The sequence below is a fragment of the Micrococcales bacterium genome (assembly GCA_016703125.1).
In the GTDB taxonomy this organism is placed as follows: domain Bacteria; phylum Actinomycetota; class Actinomycetes; order S36-B12; family UBA10799; genus JADKAV01.
Window position 1 is genome coordinate 304,096 of the sequence record JADJCR010000003.1, and the last position, 16,652, is coordinate 320,747.

13 protein-coding genes and 3 pseudogenes are annotated in these 16,652 nt (G+C 68.3%); 6 read left to right on the plus strand and 10 right to left on the minus strand.

Annotated features, from left to right (window positions below; all coding sequences use genetic code 11):
• Positions 1-34: 34 nt before the first annotated feature.
• From IPG68_05800 to IPG68_05810, 3 genes and pseudogenes are all read right to left on the minus strand, one after another.
• Complete coding sequence (locus IPG68_05800; protein MBK6762808.1) at positions 35-742, minus strand: Ig-like domain-containing protein; 708 nt, start codon at positions 740-742, stop codon at positions 35-37.
• 16 nt (positions 743-758) lie between these two features.
• Positions 759-2,033 (minus strand): annotated as a pseudogene (locus tag IPG68_05805) (IgGFc-binding protein).
• A gap of 117 nt (positions 2,034-2,150) precedes the next feature.
• Positions 2,151-2,297, minus strand: coding sequence for a hypothetical protein (locus IPG68_05810; protein ID MBK6762809.1), 147 nt, complete (start codon positions 2,295-2,297; stop codon positions 2,151-2,153).
• Between the two features lie 437 nt (positions 2,298-2,734).
• Here IPG68_05810 and IPG68_05815 point away from each other — a divergent pair, with 437 nt between their 5' ends.
• A complete protein-coding gene (locus IPG68_05815) occupies positions 2,735-2,920 on the plus strand; it encodes a hypothetical protein (GenBank protein ID MBK6762810.1) in 186 nt (61 codons plus the stop codon).
• Positions 2,921-2,945: 25 nt separating this feature from the next.
• The gene (locus IPG68_05820) at positions 2,946-3,461 is read left to right on the plus strand and encodes a DUF664 domain-containing protein (protein MBK6762811.1); all 516 of its coding nucleotides are present in this window, start codon (positions 2,946-2,948) and stop codon (positions 3,459-3,461) included.
• A 5-nt stretch (positions 3,462-3,466) separates the two neighbouring features.
• Here the strand turns inward: IPG68_05820 and IPG68_05825 are convergent, their stop codons facing one another.
• Positions 3,467-4,696 carry a saccharopine dehydrogenase NADP-binding domain-containing protein gene (locus IPG68_05825; protein ID MBK6762812.1) on the minus strand — a complete coding sequence of 410 codons (1,230 nt, stop codon included), beginning with the start codon at positions 4,694-4,696 and terminating at the stop codon, positions 3,467-3,469.
• A 131-nt stretch (positions 4,697-4,827) separates the two neighbouring features.
• Between IPG68_05825 and IPG68_05830 the strand changes: the two genes are divergently transcribed.
• Positions 4,828-6,369, plus strand: a complete 1,542-nt coding sequence (locus IPG68_05830; GenBank protein ID MBK6762813.1) for a peptidase S15 — start codon at positions 4,828-4,830, stop codon at positions 6,367-6,369.
• 61 nt (positions 6,370-6,430) lie between these two features.
• Here IPG68_05830 and IPG68_05835 read toward each other — a convergent pair whose 3' ends face one another.
• From IPG68_05835 to IPG68_05850, 4 genes are all read right to left on the minus strand, one after another.
• Positions 6,431-6,856 (minus strand): DUF805 domain-containing protein, encoded by a 426-nt coding sequence (locus tag IPG68_05835; GenBank protein MBK6762814.1) that lies wholly within the window; start codon positions 6,854-6,856, stop codon positions 6,431-6,433.
• A 91-nt stretch (positions 6,857-6,947) separates the two neighbouring features.
• Complete coding sequence (locus IPG68_05840) at positions 6,948-8,114, minus strand: hypothetical protein (GenBank protein ID MBK6762815.1); 1,167 nt, start codon at positions 8,112-8,114, stop codon at positions 6,948-6,950.
• The gene (locus tag IPG68_05845) at positions 8,114-8,623 is read right to left on the minus strand and encodes a hypothetical protein (protein ID MBK6762816.1); all 510 of its coding nucleotides are present in this window, start codon (positions 8,621-8,623) and stop codon (positions 8,114-8,116) included. The genes IPG68_05840 and IPG68_05845 overlap by 1 nt, the downstream gene beginning before the upstream one ends.
• On the minus strand, positions 8,608-9,453 hold the full coding sequence (locus tag IPG68_05850; protein MBK6762817.1) for a hypothetical protein: 846 nt from the start codon (positions 9,451-9,453) through the stop codon (positions 8,608-8,610). The genes IPG68_05845 and IPG68_05850 overlap by 16 nt, the downstream gene beginning before the upstream one ends.
• A 280-nt stretch (positions 9,454-9,733) precedes the next feature.
• Between IPG68_05850 and IPG68_05855 the strand changes: the two genes are divergently transcribed.
• The 3 genes and pseudogenes from IPG68_05855 to IPG68_05865 all read left to right on the plus strand — a co-directional run bounded on the left by IPG68_05855 (position 9,734) and on the right by IPG68_05865 (position 13,668).
• Entirely contained in the window at positions 9,734-11,305 is a 1,572-nt protein-coding gene (locus IPG68_05855) for an FAD-binding oxidoreductase (protein ID MBK6762818.1), read from the plus strand.
• Positions 11,302-12,860: pseudogene (locus IPG68_05860) on the plus strand (FGGY-family carbohydrate kinase). Before IPG68_05855 ends, IPG68_05860 begins: the two are co-directional and overlap by 4 nt.
• A pseudogene (locus IPG68_05865) lies at positions 12,857-13,668 on the plus strand (uracil-DNA glycosylase). Before IPG68_05860 ends, IPG68_05865 begins: the two co-directional pseudogenes overlap by 4 nt.
• 6 nt (positions 13,669-13,674) lie before the next feature.
• Here IPG68_05865 and IPG68_05870 read toward each other — a convergent pair.
• Together IPG68_05870 and IPG68_05875 are read right to left on the minus strand one after the other, a co-directional pair.
• Positions 13,675-14,562 (minus strand): fructose bisphosphate aldolase, encoded by an 888-nt coding sequence (locus IPG68_05870; GenBank protein MBK6762819.1) that lies wholly within the window; start codon positions 14,560-14,562, stop codon positions 13,675-13,677.
• A 125-nt stretch (positions 14,563-14,687) separates the two neighbouring features.
• Positions 14,688-16,652: a hypothetical protein gene (locus IPG68_05875; GenBank protein MBK6762820.1), complete on the minus strand. Its 1,965-nt coding sequence runs from the start codon at positions 16,650-16,652 to the stop codon at positions 14,688-14,690.

The window sequence follows — 16,652 nt, forward strand, 5'->3', positions numbered from 1 at the left end:
TGTGGAGGGCGCCCCAACTGCGTGGTGCTGGAGGTCAGGTGCGGACCTTCCAGGTACGGGTCCAGGTGTTGGACTTCCAGGTGTCCTTCTGGCCCTTCTTGGGTGTGGCGCGGACCTTGACGGTGACTTTCAGCGTGTCGTAGCCGGTGGACCGGACGGTCACCTTGCCCTTCTTGCTGACGGTCACGTCGCAGAACCGCACCTCACCGGCCGCGTTGCTCTTGGCCGGCCGGCAGAACGCCCGAACGGTGGTCTTGCCGTTCTTGTTGGTGGTCAGGCTCTTGACCAGCACGACCTTGCCGTTCTTCAACTGGGTCGGGGATTTGGCCACGCCCTTGGCGTTGATCGGCAGCTTCTTCTTCTTGACCACCGGCGGGGTGGGGGTGCCGGAGGTCCACGCCACCGTGGCGCTGGCGCTGAGCGTGTTGAAGCTCGCGGTGAACGTGTCGGTGCCCGTAGCGGCGCTGGTGTAGCAGTACTGGTAGGTACCCGCCGCGTCGGTGCGCACTGTGGTGTCCAGCGGGTTGACCCCGGTGGCCTTCAGGTTGACCTGGATGCCGGGTAGGCCCTTGCCGTTCTGGTCGGTCACCCCGGTGGTCACGCAGGCCTGGGTGTTGATCGTCTTGTCCTGCGTGGCCGGGGTGAGGCTCAGCCCTGCCACGTCGTTGATGGCCGCGTACGCTGCCCCACCCGGGTAGCCGTACGAGTCGGCCTGGTCGAACCCGTAGACGTAGATGCCCAAGGGCTGGCTCGACGTGATCGTGGCTGCCCAGGGTCAGGTCGAGTTGCGCCCCGGAGAACCCGGTCGACCCGATCGGGGTGAACGCCCCGCCCGGAACCACCGCCCCGTCGAGTTTCACGTCACCGACCGAAGCGGTCGGGGCCACCACGTTCACGAAGTTCTCACCGAAACCGCTGGCCGGTGTGGTGAACGTGTAGTCGGACAGGAACTGCTCGGTCGGCGAGACCAGCATCATGAACGGGTCACTGGTGACGCCGTCATAGGTGGTGCCGTTGGAGTACTGGGCCAGCAGGATCGGCTTGTCCGCGGTCACCGTGGACTGCCCGTCGATGATCTGCTGGTGGACCTGTCCCTTGTTCAGATTGGCCACCACTGCGCCGTTGACCGACACGGTCGTGCCGTCCTGCTGGGCGAGCATCCGGAAGGTGTCCCCATTGAGCCGGGTCTTCAGGGGAACCGTGAGGAAGGATTTGCCCCACGTGCCGGTGCCCGGGAGTTGCTCCACCAGGTAGTCGCAGGCGAGGGTGCCGTTGTTGGGGACGTTGGCGCACCGGTGGCCGCCGAACACCGCGACCGGTTTCGTGGACGTGATCGACGTCCCGCTCAGGTCACCGGTTGCGGACTCCACCGGCAATGCCTCGCCAACGTTCAGCGTCTTGGTGGTCGGAACACCCGCGATCACTCCCGAGGTGGTGTCGGCGGTCGGCGTGTACGTCACCTCGGTGCCGTCCTGCGTCGCGACCACGGCGAACTGCGAGTTCAGGCTCGGGGCGACGCCCGGAGCCGGCCAGCCCAGCACGAAGTACTCAGATGTCAACACATCGACCGGCAGGGCCATGAAAGCGTCGGTGGAGGCAGGCACGCGATTCAGCCCGTACACGCTCACCTCGTCGGCGGCTGTGACGTGGATGGCCCGGTTCTCCGGGTCGCCCGAACTTCCGTTGCCCAACTGTGCGCCGACGGGGATGACCACGGTGGTGACCGCACCGGGGGTCACATTGAAGTCCTCGGAGAAGGCCAACCCCGGGACGCTCACGTTTCCGCTTGTGGCTGTTGGCGCACTGATGAAGAGGGACAACTCCGGGGTCTGGTAGTTCTGGGTGAACGTCACCCAGAAGTCCTTGCCCAGACTGTCCGGGCGTTCGGCCGCACTGGCAGGCGCAGTGGCCCCCAGTACGGTAAGGCCTGCTGCGACCGCCATCGCCGCAAGCGACGCCACCCAACGTGGTTTGCCCATGATTCCCGCTCCCTCTGCGAAGTCACTCCGTTGAACCCAACGTAGAGGTTCCATCACCCGTTTGGCCTAATAAGGCGCAACTAATGCAGTGGCCGGGGGCGGGTTGCGTGGGATATCCGTTTCCCGGTGATCAGTGATCGCTGGCCGGGTCGGTTCCTGCAGTGCAGAGGGTCACATGGACCGGGGAGTGGCTTGCGGCCGTGCGTGGCTGTGACGCAGCAGTTCGCGCTTGCGCTGGCGCATCTCATCGATGCGGGTGCCCTGCACAACGGCCAGCATGAAGAGGACGAAGACAATGATCTGGGGGCTGATGTCCATGACGCCTCCTTTCCGTACTTCCTGTGTTTCGGCCGGAACCTTCGATTCCATTAGCCGCAACGTCAAGTTTTGTTAACCTCTCGTTCATCTTGCCACACTCGGGCGGCCGGTGGGTGCAGGTGGGGGATGTTTCACACCGTCGTGTGACCCGGCGCAGCCGTTGGCCGGCCCGCCGCTCCCCACCAACTCCAGGGGGGGAGCGATACGTACGTCGGGGAGTGATCCAACCGGTGCGTTTCGCTCCCAGGTTGAGGCAACTCTCCCGCCTCGAGCTGGACCGGCCCGCCGCTCCCCACCAACTCCAGGGGGAGCGATACGTACATCGGGGAGCGGAATTGCACCCTTGGGTCGCTCCAGCCTGCATGTTGGTCTCCCCGTTTCACCCCCGGCGACGGTGGCATCGGCGAGTAGCGTTGGACCCGGAGAGGGTGGTTGCGATGGGCAACAGTAACTCGAACGCCGGCGCGGCCGGCAGCGGTGCGATCTACGGACTGGGGATCTTCGGGGCCTGGTTCTACTTCTTCGGACAGGCGGACGCCTTCTGGGAGTTCGTCTGGGCGTTCTTCCAGGGGCTGTTCTGGCCGGCGTTCATGGTGTACGAGGTGTTCAAGGTCCTGGGCTGAACTCCGGATGCCTTAGCCTCGGCTCATGGCGGCACGCGGCGTGGTCCTGCTCACCGATGGCTTCGAGCGCGTGGCCGAGGAGGTTCCGCGAGTGTTGTCCGGCCTCACCCCGGCGCAATTGGCGTGGTATCCCGGCCCGTTCGCAAACTCAATCGGCTGGCTGATCTGGCATCTGACACGTGTTGAGGACGACCACATGGCTGGGGTCGCTGAGAGCGAACAGGTCTGGCAGTCGCAGGGGTGGTGCGACCGGTTCGCGCTGCCCTACCCAGCCGGCGACATCGGGTACGGCCAGAGCGCGGACCAGGCGCACCGGCTCGAGGCGACCGAGGAGTTGCTCGCCGGGTACTACGCCGAGGTTCACACTCGCACCATGGAGATCCTCGCGGGCCTGGTGGACGCCGAACTCGACAGGATCGTCGACCGCCGATGGGATCCGCCAGTGACCGCGGCGGTGCGGATCGTGAGCGTGCTGAACGACGTGACCCAGCACATCGGGCAGGCTGCCTACGTCCGTGGCCTGCTGGACGCACAGCAGTAGCGCGCTCAGAACGCCAGCGGAATCTCCTGGCGCTGTCCGTCCGGTCCGATGTGTTCCAGGTGCATGGCGCTGCGATCCGCGCCCGCCCCGGAACTGACATCGCCCCACATCTGGAACGCCAGGGGGAGGAACGGCAGCGGGTCCACGGCTGCCTCCGGCGCCACCACCCCAGGGCCCGACACCTGACCACGCAGCATCAGAGCCGCTCCCACGGCAGCCGGGATGCCGGTGCCTTCCCCGGCCCCGGCGACCGTCGACGACAACTGGAAGACGTAGCGATGCTCGGCGCCGTCCTTCCGTCCGGAGACCTCCACCGCCAGGCACCCCCGTGGCCCGTCGACCCCCGCGTCGCGCAAGAAGCCGGGCCGCTGCAGTTGGAGCAGAGCGACGGCCAGGTCCAGCGGGACCACCTCGTGCTCGCCGACCCGCACCGGCTCCTGACTGCACGCGCCGGTGCGCACCAGGTCCTGCGTGCGCCGGAAGTATGCGAGCGGGAGGATCGCCCCGAGGTTCGTCACCCGGGTCAGCGACGGGAAGTGCCGGGGCAGCGTGATCGTCTCCGGGTGGGGGTACGGGAAGACCGGCATGGGTCCCACATCGCGGAAGTCGAACTCCCGTACGTGCACCTGCCCGTCCGGCTCCAACTGGTGGACCTCGACGAATCCGCCGTCGATGTACAGCGGGACCGGATCGGTCATCGCATGGATGCGGTGCTTGATGACCGCGGCGCCTTCCTCCGGCTCGCCGCCGTGGACGTGCATGATGTCGACGCTGCGGATCTCGTCGAGAAACTGCTCGGCGCACAACCGGGCGAACACGTTGGCCAGCCCGGGGGAGTTGCCCATCCCGATCAGAGCGGTCACCCCGGCCGCCCGGGCAGCCGGGTCCATGTCAAGCATGATCCGGGTGGGCGCGAGGTCGTCGCAGACGTCGACGTAGTCCACGCCGGCCGAAATCGCGGCCTGCAGAACGGGCGGCCCGAAACGGTAGAACGGGCCGATGCAGTTGAGCGCCACGTCCGCGCCGTCCAGCGCGCGCGCCAATGATGGGGCTGACGTGGCGTCCACTGAGGTCGTCGTGACCGCGTCGTGCGTGAGACTCCCCGCCATATCCGCGAGCCGCTCGGTGTCCACATCCGCGAGCCGGATCTCGTCGATGTCCGCCATGGTCGCCAGCCCACGGGCGGCCACGCTCCCGATGCCGCCGGCGGCCCCGAGTACCACTATGCGGCTCATCGACAGACCTCCTCACCGCGCCGGCCGGGCAGGCGCTGGGCCAGAACCTACCAACCGGCTGCGGGTGGTCTCCAGCGTGACCGATACTGGACGAGGCCATGCTCTGTGGCCCGGCAACGGAAGGTCCTGAGATGAAGTCGGTCGCCCCCGGGGTGCTGGTGCGGCGCTCGATCGCCGTGGCGTCGGTCGTCTGTTTGAGTGCCACGGGTGCCGCGCCCGGCCATGCCCAGGACGTCAACACCGTGACGTCCTTCGACGGGACACCGATCACCTTCTACTGGTTCCCGGCTGCCGGCCTGACGGAGGGGCAGACGGCTCCCACCGTGCTGCAGGGCCCCGGGTTCGGCGGCCAGGCGCAGAGCAACCCGGACGCGCAGAGCAGCCCGGCCATGCCTGGAGTAGGGGACTTGCGCCGCGCCGGCTACAACGTGCTGACCTGGAACCCGCGGGGCATCTCGCCGTCCGGTGGGCAGGCGCAATTGAACAACCCCGACTACGAGGGCCGCGACGTCATGGCGCTCATCGACTGGGTGGCCGACCGGCCGGAGGCGCAGATGGACGCGACCGGCGACCCGCGTGTGGGTATGACCGGTGGCTCCTACGGCGGCGGCATCCAACTGTCGACGGCCGGCATCGATCAGCGCATCGACGCGATCGTTCCGGTGATCGCTTGGAACTCCCTGCAAACCAGCCTCTACAAGGCCGACACGATCAAGACGGCGTGGGTGAACGCGCTCATGGTCGGTGCGACCCGGCCGGGCAACACGTTCAGCCCGTCCATCCTCGCCGGCCGCGGGCAGGCGCGGAAGGGCACCACTTTCAGCCCGCGCGTGGTGGACTTCGCAGAGGCGGCGGGCCCGGACCGTGTGCTGGCGGCCATCACCGCGCCGACGCTGATCCTGCAGGGCACGATCGACAACCTCTTCCCACCGTCGGAGGCGATCGCGAACTACAAGGCGCTGCGCGCCAGCGGTGTGCCGTTGACGATGATCTGGTTCTGCGGGGGGCACGGAGTCTGCTTGACCAAGGGCGGCAACTCCACGCTGCCGCTGGAACAAACCTGGCGGTGGCTGGAGAAGTACCTCAAGGGCGACACCACGGTGGACACCGGGCCCGGCTTCACATGGATCGACCAGCGCGGCCGCTTCCGCAGTGCCGACACCTATCCGCTGCCCGCTCAGACGTTGAAGGCCGTTGGGCGCGGGCGGCTCGTCCTCAAGGACAAGGGAGGCTCCGGGCCGTACACCGGCACGTTGCCCTCGGCGATCTCGCCCACGTTCTCGCTGGTCCTGCGGCCGACCATTCCCGCGCCGGCGCGCAATGCGATCACAGTCAGCGTGAAGGCGAAGCGGCGGGCGGTCATCGTCGGCTCCCCGAAACTGCGCCTGGCCTACCGCGGCACGTCGACGAACCAGAGGGTGCGTGTCCTGGCACAGATCGTGGATCCGCGCACGAGGACGGTGGTGGGCAACCAGATCACGCCGTTGCCTGTGGCGCTGGACGGCAAGCGGCACACGGCGACCCTGCGGCTTGAGGCGATCTCATACGACCTGCGCAAGGGTCGGCGGTTGCAGGTCCAGGTCGTGGCCCAGAGCAGCGCCTACGACGTGCACCCGAAGGGCGGCACGGTCCGTTTCTCCCGGATCGGCGTGCGGCTGCCGTTGGCTGGCTGAGCGCACGACGAACCCCGCGCCCCTGCCGAGCAGGTGACGCGGGGTCCGAGGAACAGGTCGGTCAGATGGCTCCGGCCGTGTTCGGCGGCGGGCCGTAGTTGTTGTCGCCGGGGTCACCCTGCTTGATGTAGAACGCGAACAGCAGGATCAGCGGTCCGATGCAGCAGATGACGTTGAGCCACCACCACCAACCGGACTTGTTGACGTCGTGCAGGCGGCGCACCGAGACGGCGAGGGTGGGGAGCAGGACGACCAGCGCCCAGATCGACGTCAGGTAGCCCGCGTTGTAGGCGTAACTGATCGTGTTGCCGGTTTCCGTGTTGGTGGCAGTGGTGACCTGCCACCCGAACAGATTTTCGATGATGCCCAGGACGATGCTCACGATGATGTAGAACAGGACCCAGTACCAGAACTCTGACCGCGACGCTCTGCCGCGGAAGGTTGCGTACTTCTTGAAACATGTGCTGACTGCTTGTCCGAATGACATGGCGCACACCTCCCTCTCTCGCTGCTGAGAATGGGAGAACCGGCACCAGGAATGTGGAACGCCGCGAACATGATGCCCGCGTGTCGCGCGGTCAGCCTGAAGCGCTCGGCATGCTGGCAGGCACCACCGCGGCCACTGCCGCCACCACGCCGGCGGCCAGGGCCGACTGCCAGCCGAACGTCATGTGACCGGTCCAGGTGAGCGTCGCGACGCCGATGATGGCGGCCGCCAGCCCGATCTGCGTGCCACGCTCCCCACGGCTGCCGAGCAGCGCGGCCGCCACCAGACTGGTGGCGATCACGACCCAGTCCAGCCCCGGGTCGATCAGCGCGAGGACCACCGCGGCGATGCCGCAGATGACCAGCCACCGGATTCCGCCGTCCAGGCGCCGGATCCCGGTCAGCGTGCTGGCCACCAGCGCGGTGAACAGCACGGTGAGCACGGCGATGAGGGTCCCCGCGAGCCCGGGCAGGGCGTCGATGTTCGCCGGGACCACGAAGAACTGCATGGACGGCGCCATGACGGCGCCGCCGAAGAACATGAGCAGGCCTGTGCAGATCAGCAACACCACCAGGCCCACCCCCACGAGCATGCGGGCGGGCACCCCAGTGCTGTCCCCGCCGGCCGCGGCCATCCCCGGATCCGACCACCCGAGCACAAGGAAAGCCACGATCAGCCCCAGGGCCGAAGCCCACTGCACGCCGGTGACCTCGATGATGGGCGACACCGCCTGGCCGGGATCGCCAAGCAGCACGCCGAGTGCCAACGAGATGAGCACCGGCACGATCATCAGCCACATCGCCAGCGAGCCGACCCGTCCGCGGGCAACCAGCGCCTCCTGGGCCACCAGCAGCCCGGCGAGCCCGGCGATCACGACGACGACCACCCGGGGGTCGACGATGCCTACCATCGACAGGGTCTGTCCGGCAGCGATGAGCATCGCAGCGGTCAGCCCAACGCCGATGAGGCGACGGGTCCAGTCTGCGGTCGGCCCGGCGACCGACCGTGACCTCCCCGCCAGTGCGGCGAACGCTGCGACGCCCAACAGCACCAGCAGGAACAGCAGTCCGATCCAGGTCATGCCCTGCCGGACCAGCGCTTGCGCCGCGATGAGCGCGTAGACGAGCAGTCCGATCATGCCCGCCCGGCGCAGCACCCCACTGCTCGGCGGCCGGGTCGTGCGGTACACGGCGACGACAGCCAGCAGCAGGCCGACGGTGATCCCAAGGACGGCTTCGGGGAGGAATTCCCGGTTCATCAGGGGTTCACCCCCGTCGTGGTGTTCGCCGTGCCCAGCAACTGGTTCGCGCAGTTGTCGGGTGCCGGTTCCCCAGCCCATCGGTCGGCCATCCAGTCGATGGCCGAGGGCTGGGTCTCGCGTGCCTGGAAGTTGATGGACGGGTGGTCGTCATCGGGGTAGCGCACGTACCAGACAGTGTCGCCGAGCGCGCAACGCGACATCACCTGGGCGTGGGTGAACTGCGGCAGGATCGTCTTGTCCTTCAGCCCCTGCACGATCATGGCGGGCATCTCCAGCGGCACCGTCCCCGGCATCGCCTCGCCCAGTGCGGTGACCAGGCCGGAGTCGACCGGGGAGTTCAGCATCTGGCTCAACGGGATGTCCACCACCCGGTCGGCGAGATCCGTGCCGCAGTAACGCTCCAGCAGCGCCAGTCGCTTCTTGCCCCCCTCGCTGAGGATGGCGTCGATGCTCGTGTACTGCGGGTAGTTCTCGGCGAACGACTTCGCGATCAGGAGCACGAACATGTTCTGGCTGGTGCTCGTGGGGTTGCCGGCGACCGCGTTGAGGACACCTTGCAGTGCCGGGGTGAAACCCGGCGCCAGCGAGACACCACCGGCGATATCGAGATCCGGTGCGTAGGTCGGGGCCAGTTCCATGGCCGCCAGCGCGGCCTCCCGCCCTGAGACTTGCCGTAGATACCCAGTTTGCCGGCGTCGATGGGTACGGATCCGGTCTGTGGTGACGGCTGGAGGACTGCGCGCATGGAGTCCAGAACGCCCCTGCCCTCCAGCGGTCCGACCAGGTACGAGGACGGACCGGGGGCGCCGAGGCCGGAGTAGTCACTGGCCACCACGGCCCAGCCCTGCCGGACCAGCGGTTCGATGTGCGGGACCCAGGCGCTGTAACCGGGGGTGTTGGGGGTCAGCGGGGTCTGACTCATCCCACACGCCTGCGCTACACCGGTGGTGCCGTGCGCGAAGCCGATCAGGGGGTACCCGCCTGCGGGGGCCGGTCCGTCGGGTGCCGCGTACAGGCCGGTCACGGGAATGGCGTTGCCCTCAAGGTCGGTCGACTGGTACATGATCCGGTACAGCTTCGTGCCCGCGGGTGCGCCCTCGATCGGCTCGGCGCGCACGAGTTGTCCTGGCGGTCCGGGCTGCCACCCATCGATGTCGTAGAAACCCGACACCTCCGGCGTGACGCTGGTGTCGATGCTGTCGGTCACGTCCTGGGGGACCTGGTACATCGGTGCATCCACCAAGGAGGTGGCGGGCGCGGTCGCGAACAGCAGCGCACCGCCCACCACCGCTGCTGCCGTGGCGGCGATCGCCGCTTTCGCTCGGGTGCTGGCCATGATCTCCTCCATCGCCGACCGCCTCGCAGCCTAGTCGCAGGTGGCCCCCCTTGCTCTGCTGTGCACATCGCGAGCCGGGCCTGCGGCGACCAGGTACCGATCAGCGCATCCGGCACCCGGGAAGTGTGACGATGGGGGAAGGAGTGAGGAGGGGACCGTGGCGTCCAAGAAGAGCATCAGTCCCACATGGCGGGAGCACCTCGCACGCGCGGGGTCGTACCGAGCGGCCTTCAGTTTCGACCCGGAACGGATCAAACACCCCAGCGCTGGCTGGGTGGCGATGTTCCAGGACGAGTTCGGGATGGCCGACGCCGACTTCCAGCGGCCGCGCTCTCAGGGCGACGCACCCGTGAGCCTCGGCGACCGGCCGGGAATGGACCCGCAGCACAGGACGGCGATCGCGCAGATCGTCGGGGAGGGCAACGTCGAGGACGACGACTTCAGCCGGGTGCGCTACGGGCACGGCAAGAGCCTGGACGAGAACCTCGCCCTGCGTGCCGGCCGCGTCGAGGCGGTGCCGGACCTCGTGGTGCATCCACGCGACAAGGCCGACGTCGCCGCGGTCGTCGCGTACTGCGCCGAGCACGCGATTCCCGTGATTCCTTACGGTGCGGGCTCGGGGGTGGTCATCGGCAGCCGCGCCGACCGCGGCGGCGTGGTCCTCGTGATGCGCACGCACATGAACCAGATCCTGGGGATCAACGAGCGGAACATGACCGCGGTCGTGCAGCCGGGGCTGATCGGCTCGGACTTCGAAGCCGAGCTCAACGACGCCCCCCGCCTGCGGGGGACCGCCCTGGCCTATACCTGCGGGCACTTCCCGCAGTCCTTCGAGATGGCCTCCGTCGGCGGCTGGATCACCGCGTTGGGGTCCGGGCAGGCCTCCACGTACTACGGCGACGCCTACGACCTGATCATCAGCCAGGAGTACGTCACCCCGGTCGGCACGATCCGGACCCGGGACGTCCCAGCCTTCGCCGCCGGGCCGAAGGTCAACGACATCCTCAAGGGCAGCGAGGGCACGTTCGGGGTGCTCGTCGAGGCGACCGTGAAGATCTTCCGCCACCGTCCGGAGAACACCCAGCGCTTCGCGTTCATGTTTCCGCATTGGCAGGCGGCCGTGGAGTTCAGCCGGGAGACCGTCCAGGGCGAGTTCGGGATGCCCGCCATCCTGCGCATCTCCGACCCGGAGGAGACCGAGCGGGGACTGGCACTCAAAGGCTTCGACGCCGGCATGGCAAACGCGTTCCTGACCAAGCGGGGATTCAAACCCTGGCAGCGTTGCCTGTGCGTGGGCACCGCAGAAGGGGAGAAGGGTTTCGCGAAGAACGTGGCCGCGCAGGCCAAACGGATCGCCCGCGCGCACGGCGGGATGTCGCTGACGTCCTTCGCGGAGAAGCAGTGGGAGCACGGCCGGTACGCCGACGCCTACATCCGCGAGGACATCCTGGACTTCGGGATGGTGATCGACACCCTCGAGACGGCGGTGACCTGGGACACCATCTACGACGTCCACACCGGCGTGCGGGAGTTCGTGAAGAGCCGGCCGGGCACGGTGTGCATGACGCACGCGTCGCACTTCTATCCGCAGGGGACCAACCTCTACTTCATCCTGATCCTGCGTCCGGAGGACGAGCAGGAGTACTTCCGATTCCGCGCGTCGGTCATCGACAAGATCCTCGAGTTCGGCGGCTCGACGAGCCACCACCACGGCGCGGGCAACCTCTTCGGTCCCTGGATCGAGGGGTACCTGGGGACAGCCGAGATGGATGTGCTGCGCGCCCTGAAGAGGCATTTCGACCCCGACGGGATCATGAATCCCGGCAACACCCTGGGTCTGGGTGGATCATGAGCGCGCGGGACGGCGTGGTCGTGGCGATCGATGCGGGCACCCAGTCGATCCGGGCGGCGCTGGTGGACTTCGAGGGCACGATCCTGCACCTGGTGAAGACGCCGATTCAGCCCTACTTCTCCGTCGAGCCGGGCTGGGCGGAGCAGGATCCCGAGTACTACTGGCAGATGCTGTGCCGGACGACCCAGGAGTTGCTCGCCGGTCAGGACACGGGCGGCATCGTCGCCGTCACCCTCACCACCCAGCGCGTGACCATGATCAACGTCGACCGGGACGGGCAGCCGCTGCGTCCGGCCATCGTGTGGCTGGACCAGCGCAAGGCCGACATCCACAAGGTGCTGCCCGGCTTCGCGATGCCTGCCCTGAAGGCAGCTCGGGTGTATCCGCTGGTCGAGTACGCCACGCAGTTCAGCCGGTCGAACTGGATCCGGCAGAACCAGCCGGAGATCTGGGAGCAGAGACCCACAAGTTCCTGTACCTGTCGGGGTACTTCACGTTCCGGCTCACCGGGGAGTTCCGGGACTCCACCGGCAACATCGTGGGCACCATCCCGTTCGACGTGAAGAAGTCCGACTGGGCCGGCAGCCTGGACCTCAAATGGCGGATGTTCCCCATGGAGCGCGAGAAGCTGCCCGATCTGGTGAAGCCGACCGAGCACCTCGGCGAGATCACCTCGCAGGCGGCCGAGCAGACGGGACTGCCCGTCGGCCTGCCGTTCGTCGCCGCGTCAAACGACAAGGCCTGCGACATCATCGGGGCGGGCTGCCTCACCCCGGAGACCGCGTGCATCAGTTTCGGGACCACGGCGACGATCAACACCCAGAACCAGAAGTACGTGGAACTGCGTCCCATGCTGCCGCCGTACCCGTCTGCGGTGCCGGGGGAGTACTACACCGAGGTCGCGGTGGTGCGCGGACTGTGGATGGTCTCGTGGTTCAAGGACGAGTTCGGCCTGCAGGAGCGACTGACGGCCGCCGACTCCGGGCAGGCCCCCGAGGACCTGCTGGAGGAACTCGTGCGCGGGGTGCCGGCCGGCTCACAGGGCTTGATCTGCCAGCCGTACTGGACTCCCGGCCCCGACCTCGAGCCGTACGCGAAAGGTGCGGTGTTCGGGTTCGGCGACGTGCACACCCGGGCTCACCTGTACCGCGCGATCCTCGAGGGGATCGTGTTCGCGATGAAGGACGGCGCGCAACTCACCCAGAAGAAGACCGGCGTCCCGATCGTGGAACTGCGGGCCACCGGCGGCGGCTCGCGCAGCGATTCGATCATGCAGATGACCGCGGACATCTTCGACCTGCCGGTCTACCGGCCGCACACCCCGGAAACATCGGTGATTGGTGCCGCCATGGATGCGGCGGTGGGGATGGGGGTGTACTCCGACATCACCCAGGCCGCCGGCCACATGACCCAGCGGGCCGAGGAGTTCAGCCCCGATCCGGCCACGCGGGATTTGTACGGCGAACTCTATGAGCGGGTGTACTCGAAGACCTACGGCCAGTTGCGTCCCCTCTACAAGGAGATCCAGAAGATCACCGGGTACCCGAAGTTGTGAGCGCGGCGCCGCACCCGGTGACCGGTCAGCACTTCGAGTCTCCGGTGACCCCGGGATCGGGGTGGCCCGGCGACCCCGCGGACGCCTCGACGCCGATCGCACACACCGCCGCGCAGGTTCGCGACCTGGCCGCCGGGGCATCGGATCTGGCGGGGCTGCAGGCGCGCGTCTCGGTGTGCCGGGCCTGCCCGCGGCTGGTCCGCTGGCGGGAATCAGTCGCCCGCGACGGGAAGCGCGCGGCGTTCGCCGGTCAGCCCTACTGGGGCCGGCCGGGGCCGTCGTTCGGCGATCCGGACGCCGCAGTGCTGGTGGTCGGGCTGGCGCCTGCGGCCAACGGGACCAACCGCACCGGGCGCATGTTCACCGGCGACGCGTCGGGGGACTTCCTGTACGCCGCACTGCACCGGACGGGCTGGGCCTCCCAGCCGGCCTCCATGGCTGCTGGCGACGGTCTGCGCCTGACAGGCATGCGGATCGTTGCGGCGGTGCGGTGTGCGCCGCCGCAGAACAAGCCCACTGCCGAGGAGCGGGTCACGTGCCGTGCCTGGCTGGCGCGCGACCTCGAACTCGCGGCGCCGGTCCTGCGCACGATCATGTGCCTCGGCGGGCTGGCGTGGGATGCGGTTCTGGCCACCACCCGGCAACTGGGCTGGTCTGGGGGCGGCCCAAGCCGGCCTTCGGCCATGCGCGGGAGGTGATCCTGGGTGCGCCCGATGGCCGCAGCGTTCGGCTCGTCGGCTGCTACCACGTGAGCCCGCACAACACGTACACGGGCAGGCTCACTCCCGCGATGCTGGACGACCTGCTGGTGTCCTCAGGTCAGCGACGCCTCGTAGATGCTCTGGATAGAGGCGTCGAGCATGGCGTTGAACTCCTCATCCGACTGCTGCGCCGACAGCCCCTCGGTCAGCGCCCGCGAGAAGCTGGCGATCATGCCGTGGTTGGCGCGCAGCAGGCCGTCGGCCTCTTGGCGCGAGTAGCCGCCGGACAGGGCCACCACCCGCAGGACCTTCGGGTGCGCGATGAGGTCGGAGTAGAAGTCCGCCTCGCTCGGCAGGGTCAACTTGAGCATGATCTGCTGCCCGTCGGGCAGCGCGTCGACCTGCTCGGTCATGGCGCTGCGCAGCAGATCCTCGGCCGCGGCCTTGGTGGGGCTGTGGATATCGACTTCCGGCTCGATGATCGGTACGAGTCCGGCGGCCAGGATCTGCCGGCCGATTTCGAACTGCTGGTCCACGACCGCCGGTACCCCGGCCGCATCGGCGGTCTTGATGACCGAGCGCATCTTGGTGCCGAACACGCCCTTCTCGGTCGCCCTGGCGAGCAGGTCGTCCAGGCCCGGCATGGGCTTCATCACCTGCACACCGTTCGCCTCGTCGGCCAGGCCCTTGTCCACCTTCAGGAACGGCACGACGTGCTTGACGGTCCACAGGTACTCGGCGCTGCCGAGCCCCTCGATGTCGCGGTCCATGGTCTGTTCGAAGAGGATCGACCCGAGGATCCGGTCGCCGGTGAACGCGGGGCTGGTGATGATCCGCGTGCGCATCTGGTGGATCAGGTCGAACATCTGCTCCTCGCCGGAGTAGGCGTCCTCTTCTACGCCGTACAGCCGCAGGGCCTTCGGGGTGCTGCCGCCGCTCTGATCCAGAGCCGCGATGAAACCGCGGCCAGTACCCATCTGTTGGCGTTGTTGCTCGTTCATGCCTGCCTCCCTTCATCTTCACGGTACGTCGCCTTGCGATGCCGGTGGTCGCGGTTCAGCGAGTCGTTCACCGTCCGTTCGTTGGGTGGCCCCCGATCAACTGCACCGGCATCACCCAACGCGCCTCACCCCCGACGGGTGGCCTCCAGCGCTGCGACCAGGCACACGCGGGCCACAGCTTCGGGATCGGGCTCGTCCGCCGGCGATGCCTCAAGGGCCGTGGCCAGCTCGGCGACGGAAGTTGCCCCGGCGTCCGCGGCCAGGCGTACCAGTCCGGCCAGCGCGGCGGCGAGGTCGTCCGCTGGCGCCGAGAGCCCGGCACCGGCGCGCCAGCCGGCATCCGGAGCAGCGGCGGTCAGGACCTCCGCGACCGCCTCCTGCCCACCGGAGACCGCGTCGGCGATGGCCTGCGCCCAGGCCGAGACGACACTGAGATCCAGGCCTGTGAGCGCCGCCGTTCCGGTTGGGGCGGAGGGTTCGCCAGCCGGACCGTCCGCTGCCGTGAGTTGGTGCACGCCGGCGATGTAGAAGTCCGTCACGTCATCGACGGGCTGCCGGCCGTCGGCGGCGTGACGGGTCGAACGGTCGATCACAGCCTTGAGCAACACAGCTTGGGATCCGGGTTCCATCGGGATCTCACGCACACCCCGCACCGGGTCCTTCCACATGGCGATGACCCGGCTGGGCGGCACCCCCCGCGGCTGCGAGCGCGTGGCCATGCCCAGCGCGGTGAGGGTGAGCACGGCTGAACCGGGATCGTCGGCCAAGACACCGGCGTACCGAGACGTCCAGCGCGACGCCAGTTGCGGCCCGTCGAGCAACAGCGTCATCACCAGGGTCGGGCCCACCGAGCGCAGCAACTCGGCGACGCCATCCAGGCGGGCCAGGTCCTCGCACACCACCGCAGCGACCGTGATCCCACCGCCCAGTTCGAGGAAGTGCACGCTACGCTCGGGGATCTCCATCGCCTCCCACCAGCGCACACTGGGATGTAGCGCCCCGGCGATGTTGTACGCCTCGATCTGCCCGGCGTCGAGGAACCACCGGTGGTGCTTGTTCTGCCGGTAGTGCCACCACCTGCCGCCGAGGAACAGTCCTGTGTGCACCGCGTTCATGGCGAACCGGTCCGGCGCGGCAGGCTCCGGCCGGAAGCCGGTGACGAGCATCGTGACCCCGCGTCGCCCGAGCAATGTCTCCATGGCCACGACGTCCGCCTCGTCGAGGCATCCCTCCGGCAGCACCACGACGTCGACGGCGTCCACCTCTTCGAGGGCGGCATCCAGCAGGCGATCCACGAGGTCCAGATCAAGAGCCTCGGACGGCGCGTAGGTGAAGAAGCCGAATGGTTCGCGCTCGGGCCGCTGGACCGACCCGGGCACGGGCACGAAGTCCGACTCGCGAATGCGCAACGGCCAGGGCAGCAGGAGAACGTTCGCGTGCCGGGGCACGGGCCCGCTGTCGCGACGCCGCATCGGGACCCGGTCCCACACCACGGGAATCCCGCCGGTGGTGGTGCAGGTGTACCGGGACAACGACCTGTGGGTGATGCCCACGCCCGTGGTGCGCGACTTCGGCAACTGGGCCACGCGATCGGCCGGTAGTCGCGCCAAGGACCCGGTCCGTGCCAGCAACTCGCGTGCCCGCGCGCGGAAGGTGAATCCCGGCCCCCGCGCCGATCCGCCGCCAGCACACCCGGCGGAGGCTTCATCGGCGATCGCGTGCAGTGCCAGTGCGGCCTCGCACACTTCCCAAGGCCGTCCGGCACCGATGTCGCCCAGCGGCGTGTCGAGGTGTTCGATGACCGTGGCCCAGCAGCGCCGCACGATCTCAGGAGCCTCGCCGGTGCCGGCGTCCATCGCCGCCCGCCATTGTGCCGCTGCCGACCGGACCCGCTGTGCCCATGGTTCATCGCCCGCAGGTGGCCATTGCGCCCCCGGCGGTGGGGAGACCACGAACCGGAAGGCGTGCGATCGCTCGATCAGGACGCTGGTCAGGGCGGCCACGTCAGGGGCCCACTCCAAGGCCCTGTCTGACACCTGGCCGGCTGTCAACCAGTCCCAGAGCTGCGCGATGCTCAGACCGTCGGCCAT